Origin of the sequence: Rossellomorea sp. RS05 (assembly GCF_039822645.1) — a bacterium.
GTDB classification, from domain to species: domain Bacteria; phylum Bacillota; class Bacilli; order Bacillales; family Bacillaceae_B; genus Rossellomorea; species Rossellomorea marisflavi_B.
In genome coordinates this window covers 1-16,995 of record NZ_JBDKWY010000018.1, presented here as the reverse complement: position 1 = coordinate 16,995, position 16,995 = coordinate 1, and the positions used below count along the sequence as shown (strand labels likewise).

The 16,995-nt window shown below is 47.9% G+C and carries 14 protein-coding genes and 24 tRNA genes; 4 read left to right on the top strand and 34 right to left on the bottom strand.

Features of this window, described 5'->3' with window-relative positions; translation table 11 throughout:
- Positions 1–288 precede the first annotated feature (288 nt).
- From ABJ225_RS22235 to ABJ225_RS22075, 33 genes are all read right to left on the bottom strand, one after another.
- A tRNA-Asn gene (locus tag ABJ225_RS22235) sits at positions 289–363 on the bottom strand.
- 8 nt (positions 364–371) lie between these two features.
- Positions 372–448: transfer RNA gene (locus ABJ225_RS22230), tRNA-Ile, on the bottom strand.
- Positions 449–462: 14 nt separating this feature from the next.
- Positions 463–536, bottom strand: a tRNA-Gly gene (locus tag ABJ225_RS22225).
- Positions 537–551: 15 nt separating this feature from the next.
- Positions 552–636, bottom strand: a tRNA-Leu gene (locus ABJ225_RS22220).
- Positions 637–657: 21 nt separating this feature from the next.
- Positions 658–731: transfer RNA gene (locus tag ABJ225_RS22215), tRNA-Cys, on the bottom strand.
- Positions 732–735: 4 nt separating this feature from the next.
- Positions 736–810 (bottom strand) — tRNA-Gln (locus ABJ225_RS22210).
- A 6-nt stretch (positions 811–816) separates the two neighbouring features.
- Positions 817–892 (bottom strand) — tRNA-His (locus ABJ225_RS22205).
- Positions 893–905: 13 nt separating this feature from the next.
- Positions 906–979 (bottom strand) — tRNA-Trp (locus ABJ225_RS22200).
- A gap of 42 nt (positions 980–1,021) precedes the next feature.
- Positions 1,022–1,105: transfer RNA gene (locus tag ABJ225_RS22195), tRNA-Tyr, on the bottom strand.
- 5 nt (positions 1,106–1,110) lie between these two features.
- Positions 1,111–1,186 (bottom strand) — tRNA-Phe (locus ABJ225_RS22190).
- A 34-nt stretch (positions 1,187–1,220) separates the two neighbouring features.
- Positions 1,221–1,297: transfer RNA gene (locus ABJ225_RS22185), tRNA-Asp, on the bottom strand.
- 160 nt (positions 1,298–1,457) lie between these two features.
- Positions 1,458–1,531 (bottom strand) — tRNA-Met (locus ABJ225_RS22180).
- A 23-nt stretch (positions 1,532–1,554) separates the two neighbouring features.
- Positions 1,555–1,647: transfer RNA gene (locus ABJ225_RS22175), tRNA-Ser, on the bottom strand.
- An 11-nt stretch (positions 1,648–1,658) separates the two neighbouring features.
- Positions 1,659–1,732: transfer RNA gene (locus ABJ225_RS22170), tRNA-Ile, on the bottom strand.
- Between the two features lie 20 nt (positions 1,733–1,752).
- Positions 1,753–1,826, bottom strand: a tRNA-Met gene (locus ABJ225_RS22165).
- A 36-nt stretch (positions 1,827–1,862) separates the two neighbouring features.
- Positions 1,863–1,938 (bottom strand) — tRNA-Ala (locus ABJ225_RS22160).
- 8 nt (positions 1,939–1,946) lie between these two features.
- Positions 1,947–2,023 (bottom strand) — tRNA-Pro (locus tag ABJ225_RS22155).
- Between the two features lie 6 nt (positions 2,024–2,029).
- Positions 2,030–2,106, bottom strand: a tRNA-Arg gene (locus ABJ225_RS22150).
- A gap of 90 nt (positions 2,107–2,196) precedes the next feature.
- Positions 2,197–2,271: transfer RNA gene (locus tag ABJ225_RS22145), tRNA-Gly, on the bottom strand.
- A 3-nt stretch (positions 2,272–2,274) separates the two neighbouring features.
- Positions 2,275–2,359 (bottom strand) — tRNA-Leu (locus ABJ225_RS22140).
- A gap of 10 nt (positions 2,360–2,369) precedes the next feature.
- Positions 2,370–2,445: transfer RNA gene (locus ABJ225_RS22135), tRNA-Lys, on the bottom strand.
- Between the two features lie 36 nt (positions 2,446–2,481).
- Positions 2,482–2,557, bottom strand: a tRNA-Thr gene (locus ABJ225_RS22130).
- 103 nt (positions 2,558–2,660) lie between these two features.
- Positions 2,661–2,736, bottom strand: a tRNA-Val gene (locus ABJ225_RS22125).
- 3 nt (positions 2,737–2,739) lie between these two features.
- Positions 2,740–2,814, bottom strand: a tRNA-Glu gene (locus tag ABJ225_RS22120).
- A gap of 192 nt (positions 2,815–3,006) precedes the next feature.
- Positions 3,007–3,153 (bottom strand): hypothetical protein, encoded by a 147-nt coding sequence (locus tag ABJ225_RS22115; RefSeq protein ID WP_156450673.1) that lies wholly within the window; start codon positions 3,151–3,153, stop codon positions 3,007–3,009.
- A 136-nt stretch (positions 3,154–3,289) separates the two neighbouring features.
- Positions 3,290–3,625 (bottom strand): TcaA NTF2-like domain-containing protein, encoded by a 336-nt coding sequence (locus tag ABJ225_RS22110; RefSeq protein WP_481900648.1) that lies wholly within the window; start codon positions 3,623–3,625, stop codon positions 3,290–3,292.
- 113 nt (positions 3,626–3,738) lie between these two features.
- The gene (locus tag ABJ225_RS22105) at positions 3,739–3,960 is read right to left on the bottom strand and encodes a TcaA 3rd/4th domain-containing protein (protein ID WP_347321626.1); all 222 of its coding nucleotides are present in this window, start codon (positions 3,958–3,960) and stop codon (positions 3,739–3,741) included.
- 268 nt (positions 3,961–4,228) lie between these two features.
- Positions 4,229–5,626 (bottom strand): TcaA NTF2-like domain-containing protein, encoded by a 1,398-nt coding sequence (locus ABJ225_RS22100; RefSeq protein ID WP_347321625.1) that lies wholly within the window; start codon positions 5,624–5,626, stop codon positions 4,229–4,231.
- Positions 5,627–5,656: 30 nt separating this feature from the next.
- The gene (locus ABJ225_RS22095; RefSeq protein ID WP_347321624.1) at positions 5,657–6,346 is read right to left on the bottom strand and encodes a hypothetical protein; all 690 of its coding nucleotides are present in this window, start codon (positions 6,344–6,346) and stop codon (positions 5,657–5,659) included.
- Between the two features lie 235 nt (positions 6,347–6,581).
- Entirely contained in the window at positions 6,582–7,142 is a 561-nt protein-coding gene (gene sipW / locus ABJ225_RS22090) for a signal peptidase I SipW (RefSeq protein WP_347321623.1), read from the bottom strand.
- Between the two features lie 3 nt (positions 7,143–7,145).
- Positions 7,146–7,991, bottom strand: coding sequence for an amyloid fiber anchoring/assembly protein TapA (tapA, locus tag ABJ225_RS22085; RefSeq protein ID WP_347321622.1), 846 nt, complete (start codon positions 7,989–7,991; stop codon positions 7,146–7,148).
- A 125-nt stretch (positions 7,992–8,116) separates the two neighbouring features.
- Entirely contained in the window at positions 8,117–8,710 is a 594-nt protein-coding gene (locus ABJ225_RS22080) for a CalY family protein (protein ID WP_218247601.1), read from the bottom strand.
- A 391-nt stretch (positions 8,711–9,101) separates the two neighbouring features.
- On the bottom strand, positions 9,102–9,779 hold the full coding sequence (locus ABJ225_RS22075; RefSeq protein ID WP_218247600.1) for a GntR family transcriptional regulator: 678 nt from the start codon (positions 9,777–9,779) through the stop codon (positions 9,102–9,104).
- Positions 9,780–9,954: 175 nt separating this feature from the next.
- Between ABJ225_RS22075 and ABJ225_RS22070 the strand changes: the two genes are divergently transcribed.
- From ABJ225_RS22070 to ABJ225_RS22060, 3 genes are all read left to right on the top strand, one after another.
- A complete protein-coding gene (locus ABJ225_RS22070) occupies positions 9,955–11,592 on the top strand; it encodes an SLC13 family permease (RefSeq protein WP_347321621.1) in 1,638 nt (545 codons plus the stop codon).
- Between the two features lie 18 nt (positions 11,593–11,610).
- Entirely contained in the window at positions 11,611–12,678 is a 1,068-nt protein-coding gene (locus tag ABJ225_RS22065) for a tartrate dehydrogenase (protein ID WP_347321620.1), read from the top strand.
- A 178-nt stretch (positions 12,679–12,856) separates the two neighbouring features.
- Positions 12,857–13,444, top strand: a complete 588-nt coding sequence (locus tag ABJ225_RS22060) for a glycosyltransferase (protein WP_481900647.1) — start codon at positions 12,857–12,859, stop codon at positions 13,442–13,444.
- Between the two features lie 49 nt (positions 13,445–13,493).
- On the opposite strand, the gene ABJ225_RS22055 is transcribed toward ABJ225_RS22060, so the two are convergent.
- Positions 13,494–15,383 (bottom strand): S8 family serine peptidase, encoded by a 1,890-nt coding sequence (locus ABJ225_RS22055; protein WP_347321618.1) that lies wholly within the window; start codon positions 15,381–15,383, stop codon positions 13,494–13,496.
- A 189-nt stretch (positions 15,384–15,572) separates the two neighbouring features.
- On the opposite strand from ABJ225_RS22055, the gene ABJ225_RS22050 reads away from it, so the two are divergent.
- A complete protein-coding gene (locus tag ABJ225_RS22050; RefSeq protein ID WP_056538732.1) occupies positions 15,573–16,805 on the top strand; it encodes an MFS transporter in 1,233 nt (410 codons plus the stop codon).
- Positions 16,806–16,995 lie beyond the last annotated feature (190 nt).

Sequence of the window (16,995 nt, the reverse complement as noted above, 5' to 3'; positions counted from 1 at the left end):
TGAGCCAGGATCAAACTCTCCATAAAAAGTTTGAATAGCTCTTTTAAAAATAAATCTAGAATTAACGTTGACGTGTTTGTCTTGTTTTGTTCAGTTTTCAAGGTTCAAATATCAAGTGCTTCTCTCGAAGCGACCCTTACTATATTACAGCAATCGATGTTCGTTGTCAACACTTTATTTTAAAAAGTTTTTGACGATCATTGCCTCAACAACAATTACCAGCTTACCAATTAACTTCGTAGAAGTCAACTTCTTTTTAAAACTTTTTCAAAAAAATTTAAAAAGAAATGGCTCCGCAGGCAAGATTCGAACTTGCGACCGATCGGTTAACAGCCGATAGCTCTACCACTGAGCTACTGCGGAATGGTAGATGGTGGGCCTAAGTGGACTCGAACCACCGACCTCACGCTTATCAGGCGTGCGCTCTAACCAGCTGAGCTATAGGCCCGCATGAAAATAAATTGGAGCGGGTGATGGGAATCGAACCCACGACATCAGCTTGGAAGGCTGAGGTTTTACCATTAAACTACACCCGCATGTTAAATTGAAAATGGTACCGGTGGCCGGGGTCGAACCGGCACTCCTTACGGAACACGATTTTGAGTCGTGCGCGTCTGCCTATTCCGCCACACCGGCAGGTGCTGAAAAAAATAAAATTGGAGGCGGTAACCGGATTTGAACCGGTGGTGAAGGTTTTGCAGACCTCTGCCTTACCACTTGGCTATACCGCCTTATTGGCTGGGCTAGCTGGATTCGAACCAACGCATGTCGCAGTCAAAGTGCGATGCCTTACCGCTTGGCTATAGCCCAATAATATGGGGCGACTGATGGGAATCGAACCCACGAATGCCGGAACCACAATCCGGTGCGTTAACCACTTCGCCACAATCGCCATGTGTTTTTTTTGGCAGGGGCAGTAGGAATCGAACCCACACCAAAGGTTTTGGAGACCTTCGTTCTACCGTTAAACTATGCCCCTATATAGATCGTTCTATACTTGAACCTAGTTCAAGAAAACAAATGGTGGAGGGGGGCAGATTCGAACTGCCGAACCCGAAGGAGCGGATTTACAGTCCGCCGCGTTTAGCCACTTCGCTACCCCTCCATCAATGGTGGCTCAGGACGGAATCGAACCGCCGACACATGGATTTTCAGTCCATTGCTCTACCAACTGAGCTACTGAGCCATAAAAGGTCTTTGTTACATATAAAAAAGATAAATGGCGGTCCGGACGGGACTCGAACCCGCGACCTCCTGCGTGACAGGCAGGCATTCTAACCAACTGAACTACCGGACCAACTTATTTTCGCTTCAGCGAAAATAAAGATCAATGCACTGCGATAGCAAAATAGCTATCATTAGTACTTCGCGTTAGCGAAAATAAAGATCAATGTTCTTTTAATAGCAAATCCGCTATCATTGTCACTACATCCCGATCCTCTCGGATCAACATGGTATTGCGGGGACAGGATTTGAACCTGCGACCTTCGGGTTATGAGCCCGACGAGCTACCGAACTGCTCCACCCCGCGACGATAAAAGATGAAAGGAAATATGGAGGAGGAAGGGGGATTCGAACCCCCGCGGGCTTTGACACCCCTGTCGGTTTTCAAGACCGATCCCTTCAGCCGGACTTGGGTATTCCTCCGTATGTATAAATGGACCCTGCAGGACTCGAACCTGCGACCGGACGGTTATGAGCCGTCTGCTCTAACCAACTGAGCTAAGGGTCCAAAGCATAACCGTATGTAAATAGCGGCGGAGGGGATCGAACCCCCGACCTCACGGGTATGAACCGTACGCTCTAGCCAGCTGAGCTACACCGCCATGATGAATAAACTATATGTTCGATCAAAGGATCGTTGGTGGAGCCTAGCGGGATCGAACCGCTGACCTCCTGCGTGCAAAGCAGGCGCTCTCCCAGCTGAGCTAAGGCCCCAAAGAAAGTGGTCGGGAAGACAGGATTCGAACCTGCGACCCCTTGGTCCCAAACCAAGTGCTCTACCAAGCTGAGCTACTTCCCGATATAATGGCGCGCCCGAGAGGAGTCGAACCCCTAACCTTTTGATCCGTAGTCAAACGCTCTATCCAATTGAGCTACGGGCGCACGTATTTATTATCCTGCATCAAGTGAATCCAATGAAGGATTGTAAACCTGTGCTTCTGTCGGTCCGCCAATGCGGCGAGGCAACAATAATGGAGCGGAAGACGGGATTCGAACCCGCGACCCCCACCTTGGCAAGGTGGTGTTCTACCACTGAACTACTTCCGCATATGGTGCGGGTGAAGGGACTTGAACCCCCACGCCTTGCGGCGCCAGATCCTAAGTCTGGTGCGTCTGCCAATTCCGCCACACCCGCATGATGCAAATGGTGAGCCATGAAGGATTCGAACCTTCGACCCTCTGATTAAAAGTCAGATGCTCTACCAACTGAGCTAATGGCTCGTTCTGTTTACTTTGTCCGAACCAATCGAACAAAAGTGGTGCCGGCAAGAGGACTTGAACCCCCAACCTACTGATTACAAGTCAGTTGCTCTACCAGTTGAGCTACACCGGCATGGTGTATAATCGTTCTTTTCGCTTCGCCTTAACATCTGCGCAAAGGTTAAGAACTTTATGGTAAGTTATTTTCACTCCGCTTGCGCTTCGTGAAAAAACTATGGTGGAGGATGACGGGATCGAACCGCCGACCCTCTGCTTGTAAGGCAGATGCTCTCCCAGCTGAGCTAATCCTCCAAATGGTGACCCATACGGGATTCGAACCCGTGTTACCGCCGTGAAAGGGCGGTGTCTTAACCGCTTGACCAATGGGCCGTTATGTATGCGTCTCTTAAGGACAAGAATTACTATATCATCTTATTTCGCAGAAGTCAACTTCTTTTCAAAATTATTTCGCCGAACGAGTTCGTTTTTCTCAGCCGGTTGACTGCTAGAAGATTAAGATACCACATATAGGAGTGTTTCCACAATATAAATGTGGTGGTTTTCTAAAAATAAAAAAGACAGCTACAAGAGCTGTACAAGTTTGTCTCCGTGATATCTGGATTTTTCCTGATATTTATTCAACAAACTGCTGTCGTGGGTCGTATCCAGACGGTAATTGAAGGTGAAGAACCAGAACTTATGCCATTCCCTTAAAAATGTACGAAGCATCGCGATCCCTCCTGGTTGGTTGATCTTGTTGCCTTTAGTTTATCAAAGGAATGTAAAGATTATGCTAAGGACGGGTTTGAATGATGTAAAGTTTAATGTGGCAACCATACTGCCCCGCCTTCACCGGGCAGCCCCCTTAGATTTCATTGGTTTCGATCAGCTCCCATACCTGCAGGACGCCGGCAGAATCTGTGATCCTATACGTTGTCTTGTAGCTTTTACGGGACACATCTCCAAACGAATCGTAGATATCGAAGGTCTCCTTTGTGGTGACAAGGTAATCGCTACCGTCTTCTTCTATACTAATAACCTTAAAATCAATGATATCCTCCTTTATATCATTTTCATAAAGATACGCAATAAAATCCCTGGACTCTGCGTAAGCTTCTCCATCGGGATGATGCATGTACTCGACTAGCCAAAAATCCCCCTCGTTCCTCGCATGTACACTCTCATACGTATAATCTTCTATAAAGCTGCGGGTATTTCCCTTCGTTTCTTCTGCTTCCAGAGCCTCTATAGCTTCCTGTTCTAAAGCTTCTTTCTCTGCTTCGCGAATGTCATCAAGCTCAGGATACTGAAACGTTAGGAAATTAGGTCCGGACGTTTGAATCTTCTGCGGGACAGACTTATAGGTTTTCCTTTATACTCGAACTCCCCTGTAGCTGTGACAGAACCATCGGTCGCAAATGGGCCGAGTGGCGTATCATGTGGAAGCTTTTCTTGCTTCTTTCCATTAATGAGTAGCACGCTGATTTCATCGTACTCATCGACATAGACATATCCCGCTCCAAAATCAATGCTCACCTCAAGTTCATTGTCATAGGCTTCATTGAAGGAAATATCTTGTTTTTCTTTAAAAATGGAATAGCTTCCGTCAAACGTTCCTGTGAGCGGCCGTTCCCCCGGCAGTACTCCTTTTATAACGTGATTTCCTTCACTGATCGTGGCCTTTTTCTAAAATTTCGTTCAGGCCAACACATCGTTTCTATCAATATGGTAGATAGAGGATCGATTCATAAAAAAAGATGATCCCCTCTTGGATGGGGAATCATCTTCTTCATGCATTTCATATCTATTGTTGGTCCGTATCGATCAGCTTATTGACCTGATAGCCATCATCTGTCGATATCACTTTGTAGATCGTATCAAACGTACTCTCATTCTCACTGCCGTCGGATTTCGTGATGCTGAAAGTGTCTTCGAGGTGAACAATGTAGGCATCGCCGTCCTCTTCGATATCACCAACGGTCACATCGATGACATCTTCTTTTGTACCGGCCTTAAACAGGTCCGCTGCGTACTGTTCAGCCTGTCCGTATGCTTCTCCGTCCGGGTCATGATATGCTGCGGCACCGGAGAAGTCTCCGGAGTTCCTGGCTTCTACGATTGCATAGGTGTAGTCTTCTATGAACTCCGTCAGTTCGGCATCCACATCAGGCTCCTCTTCTTCCTCGTCCCATGAGCTGTACCATGCAGCATCCTGCTCTTTGATGAGTTCAGGATAATCAAAATACAGATATTCAGAAGATAGATTCGTCACTTTGATGGCATCGGACGTATAGGTCTTATCCTTGACCGTATGCTCGGCGACGATTTCCACTGAACCGTCCGTCGGGAACGGTCCGATCGGCGTCTCATATTTCACCTGATCTTTCATCTTCTTCCCATTGATGAGGAGCGCAGACACTTCTTCGCTGTCATATTCATCAAGGAAGACGTATTTCCCTGAGAAATCGATGGTCAGATCGAGCTGATTTTCCGTTGCATCGGTGAAATCCAGCTCCTCTTCTTCCTTAAACGTCGAGTGCGGGGTCTTCAATGAAGCAGCAAGCTTCGATTCACCGGGTAAAAGCCCGGTAAGCTCTGCCTGCTTATCCTTTGCTTCTTTTTCCTGGCCTTTCAGGGCAACGGTATATGCGTCCAAGTTGGCATCCGTCACCACATGGAATGGAATGACTTTCAGAGTGTATGTATCATAAATGCCAAGGAATTTCTTCCCCTTGGTAAAATGGAAGAGTTCATTTCCTTGCTCATCGGTGATCTTCGCTGCAGCTGAAGTCCCTTCTTTAAAGGAAGCAGCCTGTCCTTCGAGTTGATTCACAAGATCCGGGAGGTCTCCCTGAAGATAGGCAAGATACTTCTTCACTTCTTTGTCGCCTGTATCCTGTTTAATATCCTGAAGATCGAATACTTCCCTTGCCTTCTTCAAATCCTTGTCCTTCACGGCTACCGTGAACCCATCGACCAATTTATCCGGTGAGTGGGCTGCCTTCACGTAGAAATGGCCGGCTGTTCCTGCTGCAATCAGGACGAGGATGCTCGCAGTCATGATTTTCTGCAGCGTGGTCCACGGCTTCCTTGGCTTTGATGGTGCCTGCTTTTCTACCGATGCTGAAAGAGGAGTCCCACAGTTCTTACAGAACTTCTTCCCTTCTTCAAACTCTGCACCGCAATTCTTACAAAATCCCATTTGCATGTCCCTCTTTCTTTCATTGCTCTATTAGAATGGAGAAGAAAAGATGCCAAGGTTATCAATCATATTCATGATGAACCCTCTTAAAATCAAAGCGAATACGATAAATGATGCCACGTACGTCAGGATGATCCCGTAAAGAGGGTCAAACTTAGAGGCAATGTTCCTTGTATAACTCATAACAACGATCGCAGGGGCAGAGAAGATGGCACCGAACAATCCGAGTCCCAAAACAAATACAAATTCATAAATCTCAAATAGGGACATGAGCAGTCCAAGTACAAACACAGCAATGAACGGTACTAAAATGGCACCGAATCTGGCTACGGCAGACTTGAATGTCACTTGCACCCCAACCACCTTCACTGCACAGAATGTGAAGACACTCATAAGGAAAACGAAAACCGCCATCGCAAGGGTAGGCTTAATCACGATGGTAAGGAAAGCTGAATCCATATACCGTCCATACTCCCCAAGAGCAATATACATGGAAAGAGGAAGAATCAAAGAATAAAGGATAATTGTAATAAGGCCGTTCACAAAATGCTCTTCACCAATCCGGCTCCCCTTGGCAAGCGGTGATTTTAATAGACTCATAAAATAACCGAAATAAAGCTTGGACACATTCTTCGCTTTCTCAATATGCTCGTTGGGACGGACAGTCTCTACACTCGCTGCAGAAGCCCCTCCCACCACAACCGCTTCCCCTTCTGTCAATCTCGTACCACACTTCTCACAAAAGTTTCCGCCATCATTCTGATGATGACAGTTTGGACATGTTACCATTTAAAAACAACCCTCTCTGATTCTTATTGACTAATACTTTAGAATTACATCGTCACCTTGTAGTTTCGGCATGGAATTGGATTTATGAAGTAATTTTGTGAAAAAAGTGGTAATACAGTACAAATAAAAAACAGCTTCTATAATAAGAAGCTGTAGATACCATCTTTTATGAAGATACTTTTTCCTTTTTGGTGGTGATTTCTACTTGGGAGAGCGCCCTCCAAATGGTGAAAGCAGAGTAGAGTACAAGTAAAACCCCTGGAATGATCAGCATCAGCGCCCCATTTTTGGAATCCATGAAGTTCATGAAATATCCGATGAAGGGAACGGTAAACCCTTCGTACTCTGCTACGACATTGGAGGGAAGCACCGGCTCCATATCGGCAGCTTGGTTATTATCCCCTTTCGTCTTATAGGAGATCCCTGCATCACTAGACATGACTTCTGTGATCCTATGAGTGATAAGAATGTTTTCATCTTGTTTAAACGTGATCACATCGCCTTTTCCAAACCGCTCCATGTCCCCGCCAGGCTTTACGGCAATGATGGAACCTGTTTTAATCCCTGGTTCCATTGATCCGGAAAGGACGGTCTTGATCTGATATCCAAAGAAGTTCGGCTCTCCTCCAGATGCCTTGGAGGAGATGACCACAAAGATCATGGCGAACAGGACAATATATAAGACGGTGGTGATACTGACGGATGCGAACTTAATCACTTTTTTCATCGATTATTCATCCTCACTTTTGGTATCTTGTTTGTCTAGTGGCTGGGATTGCACAACTGGTTCAGATTGATTTTGTGCAGAGGGTGCTGCCTCTTCCGGTTTAGGTTCTTCCGGGGGCGGCTCTGCTTTAGGCTCTTCTCTCTGTTCGACCTTTGGTTCTTCTTTTGCCTTTTCCTCTGGTTCTGCAGGGGTTGGTGGAGCCTCTTTCTCTGGTTTCTCTTTCGTCTGAGGTGCTACAGGTTTAGCTTGTTCTTTTTCGATGACAGGTGCTTTTTCCTCAACGGCTTTACCTTTTTCTTCTGCTTTTGGTTTTACGCAATCGATGATGATGGACTCGCTCCATAGCTCCTGGCGACCCTCTGTTTTATTTCCGTGACCGGGACGTTGGAGGGCACGGAATTTATAGACTCCCGCTTCTTTTGCCATGTATTTTATATCAATGGTCTGGTTCTTCGGTATTGCCGGGATCTTGCCTTCATGGACTTTTTGACCCTTTTTAGGGTTTCCTTTGAGAATGAAGTAGACTTCGAACTCTGTGGTTCCCTTCATCGATTCTCCGGCATTGCTAATACGGGTTGAGATCTCTTTAGGCGGGCATGCTATGGTTTGATCTTTTGAATTGGTGAATTTCAATGAACTTTTGTCCCATGACTCTTCGGTTTCCCATGTTCCAGCGGTGATCGTGCCGGCCACTTGATTTTGGTCGTTGAAATATGCTCCGGTCTCTCCCTGTACAGAAGATGCTATAATGGCCACGGAGTACCAGATAGCGAAGAGTTGAAGGACGATGATTCGCCTTTTTTTATTAGATTTGAATTTTTTTGCGCGTAAGGATCTTATGGTGATCACATCCTTTTAAAAAGTACAGATTAGTATTCTGCAGAAGTTACATCAGAGATTTATCTTCTGCAGAATACTAATATATGAATTTGTAAGAAAGAGAAAGGCGAGAAAACTCGCCCTTCCATAAGATATTATCGGCGGACACCTTTGCCTTGTTTTCCTTCAAATGTCCATTTAAGTTCAAGGGAATCACCTTGGAATTGGTTTTGATCTTCACCACTTTCAACAAATTCATATTCAACATATAATTTATCTCCAGTGCCCGCTTCTAATTTCCCGCCTCTTTCAGCCAGCCAACCACTTAAAACATTTCCTTCAATAACATCTGGAGTCATTCCCTTTAGAGCATCCAATGTTGTACTATAGATAACTCCATCAGCTTTGTCCGCATTAACTAGGAAATTAACCCTGATGTGTTTACCAAAGTCTTCTACGTTATTACCCTTACTATCATGTACTTGATAACTGGTTTTCAAACTGATGCTTGCTATATCAAGTGTGCCCCCATTCACCAAATTAAAGGATCTGAGCATTTTGTCACCAGGTTTTATATTCTTAACATCAATAATAGTTGTTGGGTCAGCGCTCAAATCCAACGTCCCTGCCGCAAAAGTAGCAGTGGCTTCAGCAGTATCACTAAAATACGCATATGTACCCCCGCCGATCAACGATAACCCCAATACTGCAGAAGCTGCACCCAAACCTAGTTTTTGCTTGATTCCCATTCCATTCCCTCCAATGTTTTCAATTAAGGACGCTAAAAGATGTTTTGTTCTTTTTAACGAACTTTACTTCCACAGTATAATCCATAGGTCGCATGAACAAAAGCCCGTAAAATGCCCAAATGTTCTTTAAAAAGAACATTTTTACAACATTATCTCACTCTAACTCATTTTTTCTACCTTTTCTACATATCACCAGTTCTTTATAACTACCTTTTCCAAACTCAAAAATAAACTCATCATTCCTCAAACATTGCAGGCGTGGACGATCGGTGGATTCGGGGCTTGCGTCACGCCCCTCATCACCGCCTATATCCTGAACCTGTTCTCTAGTATCTTGCCGGGACTATAATCAAAACGGCCCAACCTCAATGGTCGGGCCGTTTCTCTTTCATCATGCTCCTTCCTCGTCTCTCTCCAACAGCTTGACAAGAAAACGAAGATCGGTGGCCACATGATCATGCATGGCCTTGGCCGCCTTTTCCCGATCCCGGTTGGTGAGATGCTGGGAAATCACCATATGCTGATCCAAGATCTCCTTGCATCGCATCCTGTCTTCCACATTCATTTGGCGGTAGAAAAATGTCAGGGAGCGCATCTGCTCCAATTGATCATGGAGGCGTGTATTATGGCTCCCCAGGATGATGGCGTCATGAAACTTACTATTCAACGATATCAATTGAAACGAGGAATCTTCCCGCTTCTCCTTATACACCTTTTGCGCGGTCAGCACGCGCTCATGGGCCGTCCTGATCTCTTCATCCGACGCATGTTCGCAGGCAAGGGAGACGGCAAGGGATTCAAGGACCTGCCGGCATTGGTAAATATCCTGTACATCTTTAATAGAAGGTTTATACACACTCAATCCTTTTTTCGGGTCGAACAGGATCAATCCTTCCTGCTCCAATGTTTTCATCGCTTCCCTCACCGGACTGCGGCTTACGCCGAACTCCCTAGCTATCTGCGCTTCGAACAGGCGCTCTCCCGGTTCATAATGACCTGTCACGATCCTTTCCTTGATGGTTATATGAAGTTGCTCATGATAGGATAGGGGTTTCTCAATGGAAGTCATCCGTGTCACCTCACCAATTTAATTGTTCGATAATTCATAACACTCATTATGTTAGAAAAATATTGACGCGTAAAGTCCGAAGCTTGTACGATTAATACAATAGCTGTCGACAGTCGACAGTGTGTCTTTACACACCATTATAATGTAAGCGTTTTACATTAACAAGAGGGGGGAAATGCTCATGAACGCAGTTACACTTTGGGATTCCATGTGGAAGACCCATGACAAAACCAAGCAATTATTATCATTCGCTATCCCAAGCAGGAAAGAAAAGACACTTCCGGGCAAAGAGGAGTCTTCGGAACAATCGAACGAACCCGGCAATCGAAGTTACAAGAAGGGGCAAATGATCGGTCTGATCCTCGGACCTCTGCTTTTCCTTTTGGCCGTCCTGTTCGTCCAGCCATCCGACTTAAGCTATGAAGGACGCATGGTCTTGGCGGTCACCCTGTGGGTCGCCACATGGTGGATCACCGAAGCCATCCCAATTCCGGCCACATCCTTGTTGCCGATCATCCTGCTTCCCATACTCAGCGCTGTCCCGATGGCCGATGTCACGGCCAGCTACGGTAATCCCATCGTTTTCTTGTTCCTTGGCGGATTCATGATCGCCCTTGCCATGGAAAAATGGAATCTGCATAAGCGGATTGCCCTGAATATCATTTCAGTCGTCGGAACAAGCACTTCAAATATCGTCCTCGGCTTCATGATTGCGACCGGATTCCTCTCCATGTGGGTCTCGAATACCGCCGCCGTCATGATGATGATCCCGATTGGGACAGCCATCACCTACCAGGTATCCCAGGCCTTGAAGGGGAGCAAGGAAGACCTTTCTGCTGAAGAAGAGAAGTTCTCGAAGGTCCTGATCTTTGCGATAGGATACGCCGGAACCATCGGCGGACTCGGAACACTGATCGGAACTCCGCCGAACATCATCCTTGCAGGAATCGTATCAGAGCTTTACGGCGTACAGATTTCCTTCGGCGGATGGATGCTCTTTGCCGTCCCAGTCGTCATCCTTCTTCTTCTGTTCACCTGGATGTACCTGATCAAAATCGCCCATCCGTTAAAAATTAAGACGATTCCAGGAGGGAAAGAACTCATCCAAAACGAGAAGGCCTCCCTTGGCCGCATGAGTTTCGAAGAGAAGGCCGTCAGCACCATCTTCGTCTTTGCCGCCTTCATGTGGGTCTCCCAATCCTTCCTTTGGAAAGGAATCATTCCGGGTATCGACGATACGATGGTGGCCATCGCTGCAGGCGTCGTCCTCTTCTTGATTCCTGCCAGGAAAAATGGCGGACGCCTCTTGGACTGGGGTGTAGCAAAGGATATCCCTTGGGGCATCCTGCTTCTATTCGGAGGCGGACTGGCCATTGCCGGCGGTTTCAGCTCAACAGGACTCGCAGCATGGCTCGGTAATCAGCTCAAGGTTCTCGATGGCGTCAGCCTGTTGGTCATGATCTCTGTGGTCACGCTCCTGATCATGGCCATGACCGAGATCACGTCGAACACAGCTACAGCTACCATGATCCTACCGATCGTCGCTTCTCTGGCATTGGCTATCAATGTTCATCCTTACGCACTCATGGTTCCTGCCGCCATGGCCGCGAACTGTGCTTTCATGCTCCCAGTTGGAACTCCGCCGAACGCCATCATCTTCGCCACCGGGAAACTGAAGATCACCGAAATGGTCAAAAATGGCTTCTGGGTCAATGTATTCTGTACCTTCCTGATCATCGGGACCGTCTATCTATTGCTCCCGCTATTATGGGGAGTGGACTTATCGGTCTTCCCTGAATCATTCAAATCATAAGAAAGAAGTGTGAACCTCATGAGGAAAATTGAACTTGCCGCACTGCCCGGAGACGGGGTCGGAATCGAAGTCGTAGAATCTGCAAAGGACGTGTTGCATACGCTGGCCGATGCCCACGGGGGAGTGGAGTTTTCCTTCACCACCTTCCCTTGGAGCTGCAACTACTACGTCGAGCACGGTGAAATGATGCCTAAGGATGCCATGAACACCTTGAAGCAATTCGAGGCGCTGTTCCTCGGTGCCGTCGGGAATCCTGCTCTCGTCCCTGATCACATCTCCCTGTGGGGGATGCTCATCAAGATCCGCCGCGAGTTCGAGCTTTCCGTCAATGTCAGGCCGGCCAAAAGAATGAAAGGCATCGCCTCTCCCCTTGCCAATCCGAAAGACTTCGATTTCGTCGTCGTCCGTGAAAACAGTGAAGGCGAGTACAGTGAAGTCGGTGGACGCATCCATCAGGGAGAAAACGAAGTCGCCATCCAAAACGCCGTGTTCACACGGAGAGCCACGGAAAAAGTGATGCGCTATGCATTCCAGCTTGCCGAAAAGCGCAATAGCCGTCTCGTGAGCGCGACGAAATCCAACGGCATCGTCCACTCCATGCCGTTCTGGGATGAAGTGACGAAAGCCGTTGCCACTGAGTACCCGCATGTAAATGTACAGTCGAATCACATCGACGCCCTTGCCTCCTTCTTCGTCACGAAGCCGTCCGAGTTCGATGTGGTTGTCGCAAGCAATCTGTTCGGCGACATCCTCACCGACGTCGGATCCGCCATCATGGGAAGCATCGGTATCGCTCCTTCAGCGAACATCAACCTCGAAGGCCGCTACCCATCCATGTTCGAGCCGGTCCACGGGTCGGCTCCCGATATCGCAGGCAAAGGTCTTGCCAATCCGATCGGTCAAATCTGGACGGCGAAGATGATGCTTGACCACTTCGGATACGATGAGCTTGGTCAGACCCTTCTGGATGCCGTCGAAGAGGTCACAGAGTCCGGGATAAAGACACGGGATATCGGCGGTACCTCAACGACCAGGGAAGTGACGGAAGCGATCAAAGCAAGGATCCTTCAGGCAGCCCGGGTATAAACAGGGTAATAAACTAAATGAGAAGTCCATGGATATATGTCCATGGGCTTCTTTTCCTTCATGTGAATAATATCAATCCTTTCAACAATACTACTACCGTAGCTATTTCACCCTGAAAGGAGTATACACATTGAAGAAAATCTATTTGCCTGCATTGATCCTGCTTTTCACTCTATTGATGAATGGTCAAACCACCACCCATGCAAAACCTCAGGCTTCATGTATAAGCCAATCGGAAGTGGAATTTGAAAATTCGTTCAGAAGGCTGTGGATCGATCATGTTCTGTGGACGAGTAACTATATAACAAGTGCAACCACTGCCGATGCGGGAGATCAAAAACAAGTCCTCACCAGGCTCTTGAAAAACCAAGAGGATATCGGAAATGCCATCAAGCCGGTTTATGGCGAACAAGCAGGGAACCAACTAACAGTGCTTCTCAAGGAGCATATCGTGATTGCCGGAAAGATCGTAGACGCGGCCAAACGCAATGATACAGCCTCAGTCAACAAGCTGAACAAAGAGTGGTATAAAAACGCCGATGAAATAGCCGCTTTTCTGAGCAACTCGAATCCCAACCTAAAAAATGAAGAGCTGAAAGAATTATTATATATGCATTTGAAACTCGTGACCGATGATGTGGTCGCAAGCGTACAAAAGAACTGGAGCAACCGGATCACTTCCATCGATGAAGGGGTTTCCCATATCATTCTGATGTCGGATGCCATCTCATCAGGTGTCGTAAAACAGTTCCCGGACAAATTCTAAGTAAAAAGGCAATCAAGGGCGCGATTCCCATTGATTGCCTTTTTACTTATTACTTCACCGTCACGCTAGTCGCCTTACTTCTATTTTTCGCTTTATCGGTGGCCGTCACTGACAGCTTCTTCCCTTTCTTCTGCTTCTTGATGGTCACGGAGTAGCTGCCTTTCTTATTCGCTTTCGCCGAGCCGAGCTTCGTTTTCCCCGCTTTCACTGCAACCGTGGAATTGCCTTCCGCCTTTCCCGTCACCTTGGTGGCTTTAGGGGAGACCGGATTGACGGATGGCGCTTTCGGAGGCGTATTGTCTACCACGGTGACGGTGTTTCCCTTGCTCACGTTTTTGGCTTTATCCGTGGCCGTGACCGTCAATTTAGTGCCCGCTTTCTGCTTGGCGATCTTCACCGAATAACTGCCGTTCGACGATGCGACGATGCTGCCGAGCTTCTTGCTTCCTGCCTTGACTGTTACCGTTGAACCGGCTTCTGCTTTCCCCTTCACGGCCGTATCACGATCACCGACTTTATTCACAGTTGGAGCCTTTGGAGGGGTTCCGTCAAGGACAGTGGCGGTCGCTTCTTTCGTGACATCGTCCTCAAACGTGACCACGACGGAGATCGTTGCACCCACTTTCTGTTTTGGAATGCTCACGGAAAAGGTTCCGTTGTTGGCATTTCCTTTTCCGATCACTTCTTTCCCCCGCTTGATGCTCACTTTCCCCGCCTCTGTAAGGGAGGTTTTCCCCTCCACCAGCGTCGTATGATCGTACACCTTCTTCGATAATGATGGTGCTTTGATGATTCTCTTCAGATCAAGTGCCCTTCTGGCATTGACGATCCCTTTGCCGAAATAGGCTTCATATTTCGGACCGTACCAGTCGGTGGTATTTGATAGCTTATTGATCACATCTTGCTTCGTATAGGTAGGATGGGCTGCGAGTATGAGGGCTGCCGTTCCCGATACAACCGGGGCAGCCATCGAGGTCCCGTCCATATAGCCGTACATATTGTAAGGAATGGTTGAAAGGATGCTTACTCCTGGAGCGGACAGGTCCACCTTACCGTAATTGGAGAAGTCGGCATCCAGGGCCTGATCGTCTGTAGCAGCAACGGAAAGAACGGATTTATAGGATGCCGGATGGTACGGATACTTCCTCGTATCCAATGAATCATTCCCTGCCGCGGCAATGACGAGGATGCCCATTTGATCGGCCTTTTTCAGGACCTCTTCAAGAGCCGTGCTCTTCTCGTAGCTTCCGAGGCTCAAGTTGATGATGGAAGCGTGGTGGTCAATGGCATATTGGATGCCTTTGACCACATCGGACATATACCCTTCTTCTCCATCAAACACCTGAACGGGCATGATGCCCGTATTCGGGGCGACTCCGGCCCCACCGATCTTGTTGTTGCCGGCAGCGCCGATGATTCCGGCTACATGAGTCCCGTGATCACCCGGGGTGACATCCGTCGTATCAGTCAGGACATTATAGGGAGCTGTTATATTCCTCTTCAGGTCGAGATGATTCATGTCCACCCCGTTGTCCACAACGGCTACAATCACCTTCTTCGAACCCATTGTCCGGTCCCAAGCGCGTGGTGCTTCAATGGATTGGAGATGCCACTGATCCTTCAGGAGCTTATCATTGGTGGCAGAGGATAGCGTCACGATGTGATCCTTTTCTGCATACGCCACATCCTGCCGATCTTCAAGATCTTCGATGAACGTGGCGGCGTCAGTCCCTTCGGGTACATCCACCGTCACAATCGGCTGCGGCTGATCGTCAGAGACCGCTGCAACCCCGTAGCTTTTAAGCTCTCTTGAAACATGAGGGGATTTCAGCTTTACGATCACCCGGTCCGGTTTGTCCCCAATCGAAGCTCCGGCATTTCCTGTCCATCCAAAAGCGATGCTTCCTACCATCAGTACAGAAATCAGGATCCTCTTCATGACCACTCCTCGTTTCTCATCAAATATTAAATTGTATGTTCATCTTACTTTCGTCCTTCCCTGCCGTTTATCCTTTATTTCCACTAAAAGATTAAGTGTCTGAAAGATTCGTTTCTCCCTTCCTTGTCCCCTGCTGTACAATGGAAACAACAGGAAGTCAGTTTCAAGTTGAAAGGAGCTTCTTCTCCCATGAAAAAAGCCAAGCGTCAATCCCCGATTATCATCGTGGCACTCATCACCGCTCTCAGCCTCCTGGGTGATTCCATGCTTTATATCGTCCTCCCCATCTACTGGAGGGAAGCAGGGCTTGATTCGATCTGGCAGGTCGGACTGCTGCTTTCTGTCAACCGATTCATCCGCCTCCCCTTCAACCCCATTGTCGGGTGGCTGTACCAGCGGATCACCTTGAGGACAGGACTCATGATCGCCGTCATACTCGGGACGGTGACCACGATCGGGTACGGACTCGCCCAGGGATTCATCGCCTGGCTGATCCTTCGTTCTCTTTGGGGGATCGCCTGGTCCTTCTTCCGGATCGGTGGCCTATCCACCGTCGTCTTTTATTCAAAAGATCAGAGCAGGGGCCAATCCATGGGCCTTTACAACGGTCTTCACCGTACAGGAAGCCTTGCCGGGATGCTTCTCGGGGGACTGCTCGTCCCTTTCATAGGCTTACAGTCCGTCGCCATCGGATTCGGCTGCCTCACACTCATCGGCCTCCCCCTCATCTTTTTCGCGCTGAAATCCGGAGCCAGTGGAGAGTCCGATCATTCAAGCCGAACAGCCAAAGTCTCCTTCTCCCGTCACACCCTTTTGATTATAATTAGCGGCTTCATTGTCACCATGCTGTTCCAAGGAGTTTTCGCCTCTACCATCAGTTCTCTCCTTGAACATCTATACGGGGTGGAGATCAATGTTTTGGGTCTTCTTCTCAGCGTCGCTTTTTACTCAGGGCTGCTCCAGTCCCTTCGCTGGATCTGGGAGCCGTATCTTGCCAGTCGCTTCGGGCACTGGTCCGATGGCCGTTCGGGAAGACTTCCGATCCTTATCGTTTCCCTTGCTGGTACTGGCCTCATCTTCGGGCTGATGTCTGTACCCATGTCGATTGGCTTGTGGACCATCCTTGCCATCGCTGCCATGATCGGAGCCACGGCCCTTACCACCCTAACCGATGCTTTGGCTTCAGATGCCGCCAAGAACTCCAATGTCGTTTCCTTTCTGACTCTGTACTCCATCTGTCAGGATGTCGGAGCCGCTCTCGGACCGTTCCTTGGGTACTTACTGATTGGACTGCACTACGGTTTCTCTGCTCTTTACTGGGGTGGGTCGTTGATTTTTGCCGTTCTTACTGTTGTATGGCTCGTCATTTATAGGAGGCAACAGAGGGTTGGTGCGATGAACAGCAGAGGAATAGGGCTTTAGTTCATAATAAAGAAGGTTGAATTTTAAACAAGACCGTTCCTTTGCGCTTCAGGTGCTTGCTTTCCGCGGGTAGCATGTCGAGCCTCCCTCATGAAAATTCAGTAGTTCTTAGTATTCCTCGGGTTTTCTCAAGTTTTCGTGGGGGTTCAAAAGAGGCGACATGGCACAATCAAACATATTCATCCATATT

Bases quoted from the DNA above. Each gene is read 5' to 3' on its own strand.
- ABJ225_RS22100 (WP_347321625.1), bottom strand. From the start codon at position 5,626: ATGGGATTTTGTAAGAATTGCGGTGCAGAGTTTGAAGAAGGGAAGAAG.
- ABJ225_RS22115 (WP_156450673.1), bottom strand. From the start codon at position 3,153: ATGCTTCGTACATTTTTAAGGGAATGGCATAAGTTCTGGTTCTTCACC.
- ABJ225_RS22070 (WP_347321621.1), top strand. From the start codon at position 9,955: ATGCTCATGAACGCAGTTACACTTTGGGATTCCATGTGGAAGACCCAT.
- ABJ225_RS22075 (WP_218247600.1), bottom strand. From the start codon at position 9,779: ATGACTTCCATTGAGAAACCCCTATCCTATCATGAGCAACTTCATATA.
- sipW (WP_347321623.1), bottom strand. From the start codon at position 7,142: ATGAAAAAAGTGATTAAGTTCGCATCCGTCAGTATCACCACCGTCTTA.
- ABJ225_RS22080 (WP_218247601.1), bottom strand. From the start codon at position 8,710: ATGGGAATCAAGCAAAAACTAGGTTTGGGTGCAGCTTCTGCAGTATTG.
- ABJ225_RS22050 (WP_056538732.1), top strand. From the start codon at position 15,573: ATGAAAAAAGCCAAGCGTCAATCCCCGATTATCATCGTGGCACTCATC.
- ABJ225_RS22055 (WP_347321618.1), bottom strand. From the start codon at position 15,383: ATGAAGAGGATCCTGATTTCTGTACTGATGGTAGGAAGCATCGCTTTT.
- ABJ225_RS22060 (WP_481900647.1), top strand. From the start codon at position 12,857: ATGAATGGTCAAACCACCACCCATGCAAAACCTCAGGCTTCATGTATA.
- ABJ225_RS22065 (WP_347321620.1), top strand. From the start codon at position 11,611: ATGAGGAAAATTGAACTTGCCGCACTGCCCGGAGACGGGGTCGGAATC.